At 70.1% G+C, this 14899-nt stretch carries 11 protein-coding genes and 1 pseudogene; 1 reads left to right on the forward strand and 11 read right to left on the reverse strand.

From position 1 onward, the window contains the following. Window positions 1–6: 6 nt before the first annotated feature. From M6G65_RS23860 to M6G65_RS23880, 5 genes are all read right to left on the reverse strand, one after another. Window positions 7–987 (reverse strand): ABC transporter permease, encoded by a 981-nt coding sequence (locus tag M6G65_RS23860; protein ID WP_250102960.1) that lies wholly within the window; start codon window positions 985–987, stop codon window positions 7–9. Window positions 988–996: 9 nt separating this feature from the next. Continuing rightward, window positions 997–2613 (reverse strand): ABC transporter substrate-binding protein, encoded by a 1617-nt coding sequence (locus M6G65_RS23865; protein ID WP_238196992.1) that lies wholly within the window; start codon window positions 2611–2613, stop codon window positions 997–999. A 451-nt stretch (window positions 2614–3064) separates the two neighbouring features. Continuing rightward, the gene (locus M6G65_RS23870) at window positions 3065–6223 is read right to left on the reverse strand and encodes a multidrug efflux RND transporter permease subunit (protein WP_250102961.1); all 3159 of its coding nucleotides are present in this window, start codon (window positions 6221–6223) and stop codon (window positions 3065–3067) included. Window positions 6224–6241: 18 nt separating this feature from the next. Next, entirely contained in the window at window positions 6242–7456 is a 1215-nt protein-coding gene (locus M6G65_RS23875; protein WP_238196991.1) for an efflux RND transporter periplasmic adaptor subunit, read from the reverse strand. 241 nt (window positions 7457–7697) lie between these two features. Further along, the gene (locus tag M6G65_RS23880; RefSeq protein WP_250102962.1) at window positions 7698–7928 is read right to left on the reverse strand and encodes a hypothetical protein; all 231 of its coding nucleotides are present in this window, start codon (window positions 7926–7928) and stop codon (window positions 7698–7700) included. 390 nt (window positions 7929–8318) lie between these two features. Between M6G65_RS23880 and M6G65_RS23885 the strand changes: the two genes are divergently transcribed. Then, window positions 8319–8879 carry a L,D-transpeptidase gene (locus M6G65_RS23885; RefSeq protein ID WP_192710737.1) on the forward strand — a complete coding sequence of 187 codons (561 nt, stop codon included), beginning with the start codon at window positions 8319–8321 and terminating at the stop codon, window positions 8877–8879. Window positions 8880–9203: 324 nt separating this feature from the next. Here the strand turns inward: M6G65_RS23885 and M6G65_RS23890 are convergent, their stop codons facing one another. From M6G65_RS23890 to M6G65_RS23915, 6 genes and pseudogenes are all read right to left on the reverse strand, one after another. Then, entirely contained in the window at window positions 9204–9623 is a 420-nt protein-coding gene (locus M6G65_RS23890; RefSeq protein WP_238196898.1) for a ParB N-terminal domain-containing protein, read from the reverse strand. A 35-nt stretch (window positions 9624–9658) separates the two neighbouring features. Further along, complete coding sequence (locus tag M6G65_RS23895) at window positions 9659–9958, reverse strand: MFS transporter (RefSeq protein WP_250102963.1); 300 nt, start codon at window positions 9956–9958, stop codon at window positions 9659–9661. A 125-nt stretch (window positions 9959–10083) separates the two neighbouring features. After that, window positions 10084–10824: pseudogene (locus M6G65_RS34085) on the reverse strand (MFS transporter); the annotation flags it as partial. Between the two features lies 1 nt (window position 10825). Beyond that, window positions 10826–12703, reverse strand: coding sequence for an IucA/IucC family protein (locus M6G65_RS23905; protein ID WP_238196896.1), 1878 nt, complete (start codon window positions 12701–12703; stop codon window positions 10826–10828). Further along, window positions 12700–13842: an NAD/NADP-dependent octopine/nopaline dehydrogenase family protein gene (locus M6G65_RS23910; RefSeq protein ID WP_238196895.1), complete on the reverse strand. Its 1143-nt coding sequence runs from the start codon at window positions 13840–13842 to the stop codon at window positions 12700–12702. Before M6G65_RS23910 ends, M6G65_RS23905 begins: the two co-directional genes overlap by 4 nt. Before the next feature lie 4 nt (window positions 13843–13846). After that, the gene (locus M6G65_RS23915; RefSeq protein ID WP_250102965.1) at window positions 13847–14890 is read right to left on the reverse strand and encodes a PLP-dependent cysteine synthase family protein; all 1044 of its coding nucleotides are present in this window, start codon (window positions 14888–14890) and stop codon (window positions 13847–13849) included. Window positions 14891–14899: the final 9 nt, after the last annotated feature.

Raw genomic sequence — 14899 nt, forward strand, 5'->3', positions numbered from 1 at the left:
TGCCCCTCACGCCGTCCGCCCGGCGGGCAGCCGCAGGCGCGGGTCCACCACCGTGTAGAGGATGTCGACCACGAGGTTGATGGTCACGAAGATCAGCGCGACGAGCAGCAGGTACGCGGACATGATCGGGATATCGACGTTCTGCACGGCCTGGACGAAGAGCAGGCCCATGCCGGGCCACTGGAACACCGTCTCGGTGATGATCGAGAAGGCGATGACTGAGCCGAGCTGCAGCCCCGCGATGGTGATCACCGGCACGAGCGTGTTCTTGAGCGCGTGGCGCAGGTGGACGGCGCGGGTGGTCAGCCCCCGCGCCCGGGCGAAGCGGATGTAGTCGGTGCGCAGGACCTCCAGCATCTCGGCGCGCACCAGCCGCATGATCAGCGTCATCTGGAACAGGCCGAGGGTGACCGAGGGCAGGATCAGCGCCTTGAGCCCGGAGGTGGTCAGGAATCCGGTGGTCCACCAGCCGAGCCGCACGGTGTCGCCGCGTCCGTAGGAGGGCAGCCAGCCGAGCGTCACCGAGAACAGGTAGATCAGCAGGATGCCGATCAGGAAGGTCGGCAGGCTGATCCCGATCAGCGAGACCGCCTGGAACAGCCCGGCGAGCCAGGATTCGCGGCGGAGCGCGCAGTACACGCCCATCAGGATCCCGACCACCAGGGCGAAGATCGTGGCGCAGAAGGCGAGCTCCAGCGTCGCCGGCATGCGCTCGGCCAAGAGCTGCGAGACCGGCTGCCGGAACTGGTACGAGATGCCGAACTGCCCCCGCACCACGTTGCCGGCATAGCGGGCGAACTGGACCATGACGGGATCGCCGAGGCCCAGGTCCTTCCGGATCTGGGCCCGCTCGGCCACGGTGGTGTCGGGGCCGACGATCTGGTTCACGGGGTCGCCCGCGAACCGGAACATCGCGAAGGCGATGAGCCCGACGACCGCGAGGACCGCGGCCGCCTGGATCACCCGGCGCAGCAGGAAGGCGAGCACGCCCGGCTCCTACTGCGGATCCTTCGACACCCAGTAGAGCAGGAGCAGGTTGTCGGCGCGCTGGGTCAGGTGGACCTTCTTGGACACGCCCCAGGCCAGAGCCTGCTGGTGCAGCGGGATGTAGCCCCAGTCGGCGTTGAGGACGTCGAAGCCCTCCTTGATCAGGGCGTCGCGCTTGGTCTTGTCGGTCTCGCCCTCGACCTTGTCGGCGATCTCGTCGATCTTCGGATCGCAGTAGCCCGCGAGGTTCCAGCCGCCGCGGCCCGACTTGTCGCCGGGCTTCCGGCAGCCGACGATCTCGTAGAGGATGTTGTGGCTGTCCAGCGAGGACGGGGTCCAGCCGAGCAGGTAGAACGAGGTGTCGTAGTTCGGCGCCAGAACCTTGGCGAAGTACTTGGCCTTCGGCTGGGCGTTGAGGTTCACCTTGACGTTGATGCGGGCCAGCATCGAGACCACTGCCTGGCAGATCGCCTCGTCGTTGACGTAGCGGTCGTTCGGGCAATCCATGGTGAGCGAGAACCCGTCCGGGTAGCCGGCCTGGGCCATCAGCTCCTTGGCCTTCTTGAGGTCGGTGGCCGGGCGCTTGAACTCGGCGCCGCGGTCGTAGAGGGCCGGGGCGATCATCAGCGCGGAGGGCACCGCCTGCCCGCGCATCACGCGCTTGGCGATCGTGTCCTCGTCGATGGCGAGGTAGAAGGCCTCGCGCACCTTGATGTCCTTGAACGGGTTCTTGCCCTTGACGCTCGAATCCTTCAGCTCGTCCCGGTCCTGGTCCATGCCGAGGAAGATCGTGCGCAGCTCGGGCCCGGCCATCACAGTGGCGGTGCCGCTGGCATTGACCCGCTGCTGGTCCTGCAGCGGCACGGGGTCGATCCAGTCAACCTCGCCGGAGAGCAGCGCGGCGACGCGGGTTGCCGGGTTGGCGATGGTGGTGAGGATCGCCTCGTCGAGGTTCGACTCGACCTTGCCCCAGTAGCCGTCGAACTTCTTGAACACGGTCCTCACGCCGGGCTGGTGCTCGGCGATCACGAACGGGCCGGTGCCGTTCTCGTGCAGGGTGGCGTAACTCGGGCTGGAGGCGTTGGGCGGCGTCGGCTGGACGACGCCGTTCTTCTCGGACCACGCCTTCGACATGATCACCCAGGTCGGGAACTGGGCGATGGCGATGGGGTTCGGCTTCTTCAGCACCATGTCGACGGTGAAGTCGTCGACCTTTACGAACTCGGCGTCGGCCGGGACGTTCGTGGTGAAGTTCGAGCCCGTGGCCCGGACGCGCTGGGCGGAGAAGAGCACGTCGTCGGCGGTGAAGGGCGAGCCGTCGTGGAACTTGACGTTCTTGCGCAGGTGGAAGCGCCAGCGGGTCGGCTCGGGCGTCTCCCAGGATTCGGCCAGGGCGGGCGCGAATTTCAGGTTCTTGTCGAGGGTGACGAGGGGCTCGTAGGCCGCTTCCTGCATGCCTTCCGTGAAGCTCTCCTTGAGGGAGTACGGGTCGAGGGATTTCAGGTCACCCTGGAAGGCGAAGCGGAAGACGTTGGCGGCCTGCGCGGGCAGCGCGGCGAACGCGAACGTCGCGACCGCGACCGCGGACACGCCGCGGGCGAGAATCTTCAGGGCTGAACGGGACAAGCGGATCTCCGAGACCGTGAATGCGCCACCGGCCGGCAGCCCCGGCGGTGTCACCGCGGCGTCAGCAAGCATCGGACCATCCGTATACAAGACGATGGCCGAGCCTGTCGCGGCTGAGTGACATTAGTCGACTTTCAAAGTGCGTTTTCCCCGCCCGATCATGGCTAACGCATCGTGGGATTGACGCGGCGCCACACGCGCACCCCTCCCCTCTGCGGGCTACGACATTCCGACACCGCTCGCTGGGACGCGCTCTCCTCCCTGGCGATCCCGGGCTTGCCCGGGATCGCTCAAGCTTGTGGGGAGGAGTTGGAGGTGGGGGTGGTTCAGAAGGCACCATCACGCTCGATCCGGCACCCCCCCACCCCTGGCCCCTCCCCACAAGGGGGAGGGGAAGTGCTTTACTTTTCAGGGTTCAGTCTGGGCTCACCGCGTAGCGGCGCTCGCCGCCTCACTCCGCCGCCACCCGCGCCGGCTCGTGCCGCGTCCGCGCCTCCGCCGCCTCGCCCTCCGCCACCGCCTTGCGCCGGAACAGGCGCATGACGACGACGAAGAACACCGGCACGAAGAACACCGCCAAAACGGTGGCGGTGATCATGCCGCCCATCACGCCGGTGCCGATCGCCTGCTGGCTCTTCGAGGCGGCGCCGGTCGCGATGGCCAGCGGCACCACGCCGAAGATGAAGGCGAGCGAGGTCATCACGATCGGCCGGAACCGGAGCGTCGCCGCCTCGATTGCGGCCCGCACCACCGAGGTGCCGGGCTTCCAGAGGTCGCGGGCGAACTCCACGATCAGGATCGCGTTCTTGGCCGAGAGGCCGATGATCGTGATCAGCCCGATCTTGAAGTAGACGTCGTTGGGCATGCCGCGCAGGTACACGGCCGCCACCGCGCCGATGACGCCGAGCGGGATCACCAGCATCACCGAGACCGGGATCGCCCAGCTCTCGTAGAGCGCGGCGAGGCACAGGAACACGATCAGCACCGACAGGGCCAGCAGCAGGCTCGCCTGGCTGCCCGCCTGCTTCTCCTGATAGGACTGACCCGTCCAGGCGTAGCCGAAGCCCTTGGGCAGCTGGAGCATCAGCCGCTCCATCTCGGCGATGGCGTCGCCCGACGTGTAGCCGGGGTTGGGCTCGCCGGTGAAGCGCACCGACTGGTAGCCGTTGAAGCCGACGATCTGGCTCGGCCCCATGCTCCATTTCAGCTCCGCGAAGGACGACATCGGCACCATCGTGTTGGTGGCGTTCTTCACCGCGTAGTTGAGGATGTCCGACGCGTTCATGCGCTGGAGCTGCTCGGCCTGGACGTAGACGCGCTGCATCTTGCCCCGGTTGGGGAAGTCGTTCGGGTAGACCGAGCCGAGGTTGAGCTGGATCGTGGCGTTGATGTCCTCGAACTTCACGCCGAGGGCGGCCGCCTTCTCGCGGTCGATCACCAGCTCCGCCTGCGGGGTCGGCGGCAGGCCCTCGATCTTCACCTTCTGGAGGATCGGGCTCTGCTGCGCGAGCTTCAGGAGCTGCTCCTGGGCCCCCAGGAGCGCCGCGTAGCCGCGGTTGGCCCGGTCCTGCAGGCGGAACGAGAAGCCCGCCGCGTTGCCGAGGTTGTCGACCGGCGGCGGCTCCTGGGCGTCCACGGTGGCGTCGCGGTAGCTGGCGAGTGCCGCGTTGGTCCCAGCGACGAGGGCGGCGGCCGAGTTCTTGGCGTCGCGCTCGGACCACGGCTTCAGGGTGACGAAGGCCTGGCTGGTGCTCGGGGCCTGGCCGGAGAACGAGAAGCCGTTCAGCATCGTCACGGTGGCGACGCCGGGCTGCGCCAGCAGGTGCTCCTCGACCTTACGGACCGCCTCCTGGGTGCGGTTGTAGGAGGCGCCCGGCGGCGTCTGGACGTCGACCGTGAAGAAGCCCTGGTCCTCCACCGGCAAGAAGCCCTCCGGCAGGTTGACGAAGGCGTAAGCGGTCCCCGCCACGAGCGCCACGTAGACCAGCATCACCCGGCCGGACTTCCGGATGAACGCCGCGGTGCCGCGGCCGTAGCGGGCGGTCTCCCGGTCGGCGAACCGGTTGAACATCCCGAACACGCCGCCCTTGGCGTGGCCGCGGCCCTTCTCGATCGGCTTCAGGAAGGTCGCGCAGAGCGCCGGCGTCAGCGACAGGGCGAGCAGCGCCGAGAACGCGATGGAGGTCACCATGGCGATCGAGAACTGCCGGTAGATGATGCCCACCGAGCCGGGGAAGAACGCCATCGGGATGAACACCGCCATCAGCACCAGGGTGATGCCGATGATCGCCCCGGTGATCTGCCCCATGGCCTTCTTGGTGGCCTCCTTTGGGGGTAGCCCCTCCTCGTTCATGATCCGCTCGACGTTCTCCACCACCACGATGGCGTCGTCGACCAGGATGCCGATGGCCAGCACCATGCCGAACATGGTGAGCACGTTCACCGAGAAGCCCGAGATCCACATCACCGTGACGGTGCCCATGAGGGCGATCGGCACCACGATGGTGGGGATCAGGGTGTAGCGGATGTTCTGCAGGAACAGAAACATGACGAGGAAGACCAGCACCACCGCCTCGACCAGCGTGTGCAGCACCTTCTCGATCGAGGCCTCCACCGCCGGCGTGATGTCGTAGGGGATGTCCCACTTCAGGTCCGGCGGGAAGAACTGCGACAGTTCAACCATCTTGGCGCGGATCGCCTTGGCGGTCTCGAGCGCGTTGCCGTCGGGGGCGAGCGTCACCGAGATGCCGGCGGCCGGGCCGCCGTTGAGGCGCGTCGAGAACTGGTAGGCGTCGCCGCCGAGCTCGATCCGGGCGACGTCGCGCAGGCGCACGTTCGAACCGTCGGGATTGGCCCGGAGCACGATGGCGCCGAACTCCTCGATCGTGCCGAGCTGGCCCTTCACGATGATCGGCACGGTCAGCGACTGCCGGGTCGGGCTCGGCTGCGCGCCGACCGAGCCGGAGGCGACCTGGATGTTCTGGTTGCGGATCGCGTCGGTCACGTCCGAGGCGCTGAGCGACAGGCCGCGCAGCTTGTCGGGATCGACCCAAACGCGCAGCGACCGCTCGGTGGAGTAGAGGGTCGCGCGCCCGACGCCGGGGATGCGGCGGATCTCGTTGATGACGTTGCGGATCAGGAAGTCGCCGAGGCCCACCTCGTCCATCGACCCGTCCTTGGAGACGAGGGTGATGATGTTGAGGGTCGCGGCCGAGGCCTCCTCCACCAGGATGCCCTGCTGGCGCACCTCGGCCGGCAGGCGCGCTTCCACGCGCTTCAGCCGGTTCTGCACCTCGACCGAGGCCAGCGACGGGTCGGTGCCGGGCTGGAAGGTGGCGGTGATGTTGACCGAACCGAACGAGTCGGTGGTCGACTCGAAGTTCATGATGTTGGCGGCGCCGTTCAGCTCATCCTCGATGAGCCGGGTCGTGCCGATGTAGAGGCTCTCCACCGACGCGCCGGGATAGGCCGTCGACAGGGCGATGGAGGGCGGGGCGATCACCGGATACTGCGCCACCGGCAGGTTCGGGATGGCGAGCGCGCCGCCGAGGCAGATGAACAGCGCCACCACCCAGGCGAAGACCGGGCGGTCGATGAAGAAGCGGGCCATGGTCGGGCTCTCCCCGGCTCAGTGGCGCGGCTGGACGGCGGCGGCGCGCCGCGCGGCCTCCGCCTTGTCGCCGGAACCCGGGTCGCCGGGCGCGTCGGGCGCCTCGTCGGCATCGTGCTTCGGGCCGGTCTCGCCGTGGACCGGCGTCTGGTCGAGGGGCTTCACCTTGGCGCCGACGGTGATCTTCTGGAAGCCGTCGACCACGACCCGCTCGCCGGCCTTCAGCCCCGAACGGATCAGCCAGTTCTGCCCGACCACGGGCCCGACCTCGACGGGCTGGCGCATGACGGTCTCGTCGGCGCGCACCACCCAGACTTCGGCGCGGCCGTCGTCGGTGCGCTGGATCGCCTGCTGCGGCACCGCGATCGCGTCGGAATCGATGCCCTGCTTGATCCGCGCCCGCACGTACATGCCGGGGAACAGCTCGTCGTGCGGGTTGGGGAACTGCACCCGCAGGGTCACCTGGCCGGTGCTCGGGTCGGCGGTGACGTCCGAGAACAGCAGCCGGCCGGCCAGCGGGTAGAGCGAATTGTCGTCCATGATCAGGTGGACGTTGGCGGTGTTGTCCTCCAGCCGCGCCAGCTCGCCGCTGGCGAGGTCCCGGCGCAGGCGGTTCAGCTCGCCGACCGACTGGGTGATGTCGACGTAGATCGGGTCGAGCTGCTGGATCGTGGCCAGCGCCCCCGTCGAGCCCGGCTCGATCAGGGTGCCCTCGGTGAGCAGCGCCCGGCCGATGCGGCCGGTGATCGGAGCGCGCACGTCGGTCCAGCCTAGATTGAGCTGCGCGCGGTCGCGGGTCGCCTTGGCGCCTGCGACCTCGGCCTCCGCCTGCTTCTTGGCCGCGTAGGCGGCGTCGTACTGGGCCTGGCTCGCCGTGGCGCGGGAGAGCAGCTGCTCGAGCCGGTCGGCCTGCTGGCGGGCGAGCACGAGGGCCGCCTCTTGGCGGGCGAGCGCGGCCTCGGCGCTAGCAAGCTCGACCTCGTACGGCGCCGCGTCGATCTTGTAGAGGATGTCGCCTTCCTTGACCTGGCTGCCCTGCTCGAACAGGCGCTTTACCACCAGCCCGGAGACCCGCGAGCGGACCTCGGCGATGCGCATCGGTGCGACGCGGCCCGGCAGATCGCGCAGGTAGGGGATCGCCTGCGGCTCCACTTTGACGAAGCCGACCTCCGGCACGGGCGGCGGCGGCGGCGCGGCGGCCTGCTTCGGGTTGCAGGCCGCGAGGCCGACCATGAGAAGGGCCGCGGGCAGGAGGGCGGTCGCGCGGGTCGAGGCGCGGAACGCGGACGGAATTCTGGCGGACAGAGTGCGGGTCACGATTACCGACGCTCCTGAAAGCATGCGTCTGCTGAGGCTGGCGCGGAGCAGGAGCCCGCGCATCGTCGAGGCAGATCCCGGAACCGGTCACGCGACCGGTCGGACGGAGATCAGCACAGGCGCGCGCTCGCGCCGGCCTCGCGGGCCGGGGCGCGCGTCAGGCCAGCCGTGGCGGCCGGTGCAGCGCGCCGTCCGGCGCGGAGGCCGGCACGGCGTCGGACCGATGATCGAACGATGCGAAGACGGTATGACCGGGCCGCGGCGCCTCGACCGGCGGGCGCGGCAGCCCGAGTTCGGTGAGGATCTCGCAGTCGGCGGCACAGAGATCGGTGCGGCCGAAGGCCGACCGCTCGGCCTCGGGCTGCGCGTCCGGCGCGCCCGACAGCATCGCCAGCGCGGGCTCGCGAGGGCGCAGGACGGCCCCATTGTCGGCGCGGCCGCGGCCGGCACAGGCGCGGTGACCACCGCGGCCGTCGCGAGGACGAGCAGCGCCAGCACGGCGAGGCCCCGGGCGAGGCGGTCCGGCAAGGCCACGACGAGACGGGCCAGAAGGGCGACGGATCGGATCACGAAGCCGAGATAAGCACGGCTGTCGCCCGGCGCAATCACCCACGGCGTCGCGCCACCCGCGGAGTGTTGCCGACACCACACAGCCACGCCTGGAAGCGCCCTCCCCGGCCGCTCGGCCTCAACCTTGCCGCGAAGTCCGGGCCGGGTCGCCCGACGCGCGTGGGGCCGCCGCAACGGCCCGCGCCACGACCGATGGAGGATGGAGACCATGTCGAGACGGATCGCGATGCTCGGGCTCGCGGGACTTCTGCTCGGGAGCGCCCCAGCGGCGGCGAACCCGCTGGATCGGGGCCCGATCGCCGACTTCCTCAACGTCTTCCGCAGCCAGGCGATCCCACGCGAGACGGTGGCCTGGACCGGCAAGGAGAAGCCCGGCACCATCGTGGTCTCGACGCGCCAGCGGCGGCTCTACTACGTGCTCGGCGGCGGCGCGGCGATCCGCTACGGCGTCGGCGTCGGCCGGCAGGGCTTCTCGTGGTCCGGCACTAAGACCGTCACGATGAAGAAGGAATGGCCGGATTGGCGCCCGCCGCAGCAGATGCTGGCCCGCCGCCCCGACCTGCCGCGCTACATGGCCGGCGGCCAGGACAACCCGCTCGGCGCCCGCGCCCTCTATCTCGGCTCGTCGCTCTACCGGATCCACGGCTCGAACGAGCCCGAGACGATGGGCGCAGCGGTCTCGTCCGGCTGCATCCGCATGACCAACAAGGACGTGGTCGACCTCTACGACCGGGCGCGCGTCGGCACCAAGGTGGTCGTGCGCGACTGATCTGCTGTGCGCGAGCGGGACGTTCGTCGGCACGCGTCCAGGCCTGCCTGATCACCGCGCCCCGACCCCGCAGGCGTGAGAATGTCTAAGCAGGCTCACTGCGGCGACGCGTCGGCGGTCCGTGCCGGACGGCATGCACCAGCCGACGTGTCGGCGACCAACGGTGGCGGCGGTCGAGCGGCCGCCACCAGGCCGTTGCTTCCGGATGCACCGTGAGCCTTGGCGCGTTCGGCTCGATCGGGAACGCAACACGCGTCAGGACCTGGGATTTCCCAGCCGATCACCGTCGAAAGCTCTCGCCGGCCAAAGACAGCCGTGCCGCGATCAAGCGATGAAGGCTCGCCGTGGTGCGATCGGCATTCTGAGGTCGCCGAGAGACACGGTGCAGGCCGGGCGCGGCGGAAAGACGTGGCGCGTGGTCTTGTAGGGATAGAGCTGGCCGCTGCGGGCGCGGGCCAGGACCTCCTGACGGGTCGGCGCGATATGCGCGCGCCACGACAGCAATTCGACGTCCGCATAGTCGAAGACGTAGACAGGGACCCTGGCGAGCCCCAGCGCGATGGCGGCTGCGAGGCGATGGTGGCCATCAAGGAGCGCATGGGCGGTTCCTTCGATGCAGATCGGTTGGGTCCAGGCGTCCTCCTCCAGGACCATCGCCACAACCTCCCGCACGCGGGACGGGAGGATCTCTTCCGTCGGGCGAAGCACCGCGATCGGCAGATGAACGCAGTCGAGATCGCTCATGGCAGGCTCCACATCGGCGACAGCACGCGACGGCTTCAGGATCGACGCACCCGCAGCAGGAGGCCGCAGGAGACGAGGTACATAACCGAGACGATGGGGAAGACGGCGGAGGCTCCCGCCGTCTCGGTGACGAGGCCTCCGAGGGCGACGCCGGCCATGGAGGCGGCCTGCGTAGTGCTCTGCACGACGCCCAGGATGTGGCCCTGACGATGCGCCGCCGCCTCGCGCGAGATGAGGCCCGTGAGGACCGGCGTCGTGGCGCCGAGGAATACGCCCCAGAGGCCGTAGCTCGCCGCGAAGACCGCCACGTGGGCCGTGGTTCCGGCGGCCAGCACGGTCGCGGCACAGGCCAGGGCAACGGCCGCGATGCCGGCGAGCGCCCGGGGCCGGGGAGGCCCTCGAAGATCCGCGCCCAGAGCGCCGCGGACGCGATGAAGCCGCCCGCCATGAGGCCGTAGCAGAGGCCGACGACCCAGTTCTCGACCCCGAAAGTCGTGCGCACGTAGAGGGCGAACGGCATCTGCGGCATGAGCCGGCTGGCGATCAGGCCGCCATGCGCGAGCAGGAGACTGGCGATCACCGGCTTGCGCCAGGCTGCGGCGGGCGCCGCTTCGGCGCGCGCGGTTCGCGGAGCCGCTGTTCCGGTCGGCAGGAGGGCGAGCACGGCGAGGCCGCAGGCCGCGCATAGCACCGAGGCGGCGGCGTTGATCCAGAAGAAGCTCGCATGGTCGAGGATCACGCCGCCGAGCACGGCGCCGCCCAGGGAGCCGACATTGGTGGAGACCTGCAGGAAGGCGAACAGGCGGCCGCGGCGCTCGGCGGCCACGAGGCCGACCCCGTAGGCCTGGGCCGGGGCCGAGAAGCCGGCGCAGGCCCCCTGCACGAAGCGGAGCAGGACGATCACCCAGGCCTCGCCCGCGAGGGCGAGGCCGAGCTGGGTCAGCGCCAAGCCCGCCAGGGCGCGGACCATCATCAGCTTGTGGCCGTAGCGGTCGCCCATCCGTCCCCAGAGGCTGCCGGTCAGGGCGATTCCCAGCATCGGGGCGACGTAGGTGCCGGTGGACGCGACGCCGAACACGGTCTCCGACGTGCTGAGCTCCCGGAGGCGCAGCGGCCAGAACGGCCCGCTCATCTCCATGGCGCCCATGGTGACGAGCTGGATCGCGAACAGCAGGCGGACGATGCCGGTCGAGCCTGACATGTCAGCGGCCGCAGGTCGCCGGATCGAGGGGGTTCGGCAGGGCGTGCTGGAGCCGATAATCGCTGTAGCGCAGGAGATGCATGCGCAGCAGCGAGCGGGCGGTCCACGGCGCGCGCAGGAAGGCGTCGCGCTCCGCCGACCAGAGCGCCGGCTCGACCCGATCCGCCACCGCCGCGAAGGCCGCCTGCGTCTCCGCGCCCAGGATCTCCCAGAGCCGGGTGGCCGGCAGCGCGTACGCGGCGGTCAGCGCCAGGGCGAGTTCGTGCAGGTGACAGACGAAGCACGCATTGAGGACGAGGGCGCGGACGGGCTCGATATCGTCGCGGAAGACCGTCGGCAGGATGCCGGGGTACCGATAGGGCTCGAGCGTCAGCCCGCGCTCCTCGAGGAGCGGCGCGAAGGTGCGCCCGTCCCCGAAATCGCGCACCAGGATCCGCAGCGGCTGACCGTCGGAGTCGAAGACGACGCTGGTATTCTGCTGGTGCGCCTCCAGGCCGATTCCGTAGAGGAGGTAGATCGCCAACACCGGCTGCACGACCGTGCGGGCATAAGCCCGGAAGAACGCCTCCGGATCGCCGTTCCCGATCAGGGCGGTCACGAACGGCCGTCCCGTATCCGGGAGTGCGGTGAAGAGGGCCGCGACCGGCACGTGCAGGTTGCCCGCGCAGGCCGCGAAGGCGGAGGCCGTCGCGCGGAACACCACCGAGAGGTTCTTCCCCGGCGCGTCGTCGCGATCGACCGCGTGGCGGTAATGATAGGCGACCTCCTCGGGATAGATCGCCAGCCGGCCGCCAAAGCCCTGCTCGCGGTCCAGGATGGTCGCGATGACGGCGCTGTTGCGCGGCCCCATGTGGATCGACTTCGCCTGGAGGCTGCGCTGCTCGCTCGTCATCCAGAGGGCGATCGGGAGCTTGATGAACGGCGCGTCCGGCGGTCCTTCGGGCATCATCGTGCGGAACGACATGCTCGGCGCCGTCTCGATCTCCGGCCCGTCGAGGATCAGGATCCCCTCGGCCGTCGCGTCGGCGAAGTGCGCGCGCACGAAGGCTTCGAGATGCCAGGCGTGGATGGGCAGGGGCAGCCAATCCGCGGCGTCGAGGCCACGGGCGACGAGACCGGCCCGCCACGGCTCCCAGGTCTCGGGAAAGGCCGACGCGAACCAGGCGTGGACGCTCGTCACGTGCGGCATCGTCTCGGCATGGGCCATGTCGGCCCTGAGGGCTGCGACCCGGACGGGGACGCGGGCCGCGAATTCCGGCGACAGGGCGGCGACCTCGGCCTCGCTCAGGCCGGGGCGCGTCTTCCAGGTGGGGTAGAAGGGATGCCCTTCGAGGGCGCCCCATTGGTCGAGCAGGATCGCGGTCGCGCGCACGTCGCTGTGCCGCCGCAGGTAGGTCGGAAGATCCGCCGCGCCGGCCGCGCGGATGCGGCGCGCGAGGTCCCGGTTCCAGCTCTGCCGGTGTCGGCGCGCCGCGACGTCGTTGGCGATGCTGTTGGCCATGTCGGCCTTCAGCCCGGCGAGGCCCTCTGGGCTCGGCGTGACGTCGAACTGATCCTGGACCAGATCCAGGAACATGTCCGGATCCGCCACCGGTTCGCGCGCGCCGCTGGCCCGCACCCGCGTGATCGGACCGTGCAGGACGATCGTGCGGGCCGGTGCCACGACCAGATGCGCGAAGTGGAGATGGGCGTTTCCATCCGCGAGCGGGAACCGTGCCTCGCGTCCGTCGGGCGACAGCGCGAGGCGCGTCACGTCGAGGATGTTCTCGGCGAACAGGCAGCGCACCAGCCGGCGCAGAGCGTTGCGGCGCGCATGGGCGAGCACGGTGGCCTCTTCCGGACGTGCGGGGCCGGCGACGGCGGACGACGGGCCGGTCATTGCGCGACTCCCGGCCAAGCCCGAGGCAGATAGGAGAGCGGCTCGCCCACGACGCCGCCCATGTAGCCGAGCGCCCAGCGGTGGATCTCGTCGAGATGGGGGGCGGGCACGGACAGGCCCGCGGCCATCCGCACGAGAAGGCCGAGCCCGTAGACCACGTCCTCCCGGAAGGCGCGGCTCGTCCGGTCGAGCACGAAGCCGCCCGCGGCCGGGTCATGGACCAGCGGCGCCCGGATGCCGGCATAGGCCCGGTTCGTGCGCAGGATCGTGAGCATCGTGGCGGTGTCGGCGATCTGGTCGCCGTAGGCCTCGATGATCTCGGTTCCGAGCGGCTTGACCGAACCGAGGTCGATCCCGAAATGCCCCGCGGCGGCGCGGCGCAAAGCCTGGTTCTCGGCGTCGCAGCGCTCCAGGAAATAGGCCCCGAGCTCGGGGCAGTCCGTCCACCAGCAGAAGTCTTCGGGCAGCGTCCGGTCGCGCCACTGGCCGTAGGGACCGACGAGGCCGTAGACCACCGCGCTGTGCATGATCGGGTTGCCGGGGGTCAGGGTGATCTCGAGGTAGTCCTGCAGCATCTCCACGGGCGCCTCGAACAGCCGGCCCAGATGCGCGGCGAGTTCGGCACGGGCCTCCCGGCTCTCCCGGCGATGGGTCGCGGCGTGGAGCCGCTGCTTGGCGCCGCCCATCCGCACGCTGCGGCCGGGCACGAGGTCGAAGGCGGTGTGCGGCACGTCCTTCAGGCCCCAGATCACCGCGTTCGGCCGGTTGGCCAGGATGTCGGCGGCCAGCCAGTCGAACCCGCAGAAGCCCGGGATCGCGCCGACATAGACCGGTCTGTCACGGCGCAGGTGCGGGCCGACCGCCCGCAGCACGGCGGGCCGCGCGTCGGCCGGCACCGTGATCACCACCACGTCCGCGTGGCGCACCGCGCTGGCGGGATCCGTACCCACCTGCGCGGGCTCTCCGGGCAGGGCCGATCCGTCCGGCAGGCGGGCGACGATCCCGCCCGCGGCGCCGCCGACGACCGCCGGATTCGACGTGAGCCAGGAGACCCGCACGCCGGGTCGGCGGCTGAACAGCACCGCGTTGAGGTGGCCGGTTCGGCCGCCGCCGCAGATCGTGACGTTGAGGGGCGTCATCGCGTCAGGCCACCGCCAGCAGCGGCACTTCGGGCCGGGAGGCCGCCCCCGCCCGACGGCCGAGCCAGGCGTCGAGGCGGTCCCAGACCGTCGGGTCGTGCAGCCCCTTCGATTCCATCCAGGCGTCGTTGAAGATGGTCTGAAGGTACTTCTCGCCGCCGTCGGCGACCGAGACGAGGACGTTGCCGGCGATCCGCCCCTCGGCGACGAGTTCCAGCGCCTTGTAGAGGGCGCCGCCGGTGGAGCCGCCGACCAGCAGCCCGTAGCGCCGGGCGAAGTAGCGCGCCGTCTCGAAGGCCTGCGCGTCGGAGACCCGCAGGCCGAGATCGATGCAGCCGTAATCGAGCACGAGGCCGACCGTGTCGCCCTCGGGCGTACCGGTGCCGGATTGGTAATACGGGTGACCGGGGCCGCCGAACACGATCGAGCCCTCGGGCTCGACGGCGGCGATCAGGGTCCGGGCGTCGTGCGCCTTGAGGCCGCGGCCGATCCCCGTCACCGAGCCGCCCGTCCCGACGCAGCCGACATAGGCGTCGATCCGGTCCCCGACCTGCGCGACCGCCTCGCGAACGAAGGCGCTGTAGCCGCCGGCATTGGCGGTGTTGTCCGACTGATTCATGAAGATGGCGCCGGGGATCTCCGCGGCGATCTGCGCCGCGAGGCGCTGCCGCTCGACCACCGCGACCTCGTCCTCGCGGTACGTGCCCGTGACCGTGCGAATTTCCGCGCCCAGCGCCCGCATTACGGCGATCTTGTCCGGCGCGGCGTGGTGATCGACCACCGCAATGAAGCGCAGGCCGAACTCGACGGCCGCGATGGCGAGGCCGATGCCTGTATTTCCGGACGAGGATTCAACCACGACCCCGCCCGGCCGCAGACGCCCGGCCTTTATGGCGGCCAGCACCATGCTGTAGGCCATCCGGTCCTTGGTGCTGCCGCCCGGATTCATCTTCTCCATCTTGAGGAAGAGCCGCGTCGGCCCCGGCGAGACGGGGATCTGCAGGAGCGGCGTGTTGCCGATCAGATCGGAAACCTTGTCGGCGATCATGGGGCGACC

The organism is Methylobacterium tardum, assembly GCF_023546765.1.
Lineage (GTDB): Bacteria > Pseudomonadota > Alphaproteobacteria > Rhizobiales > Beijerinckiaceae > Methylobacterium > Methylobacterium tardum.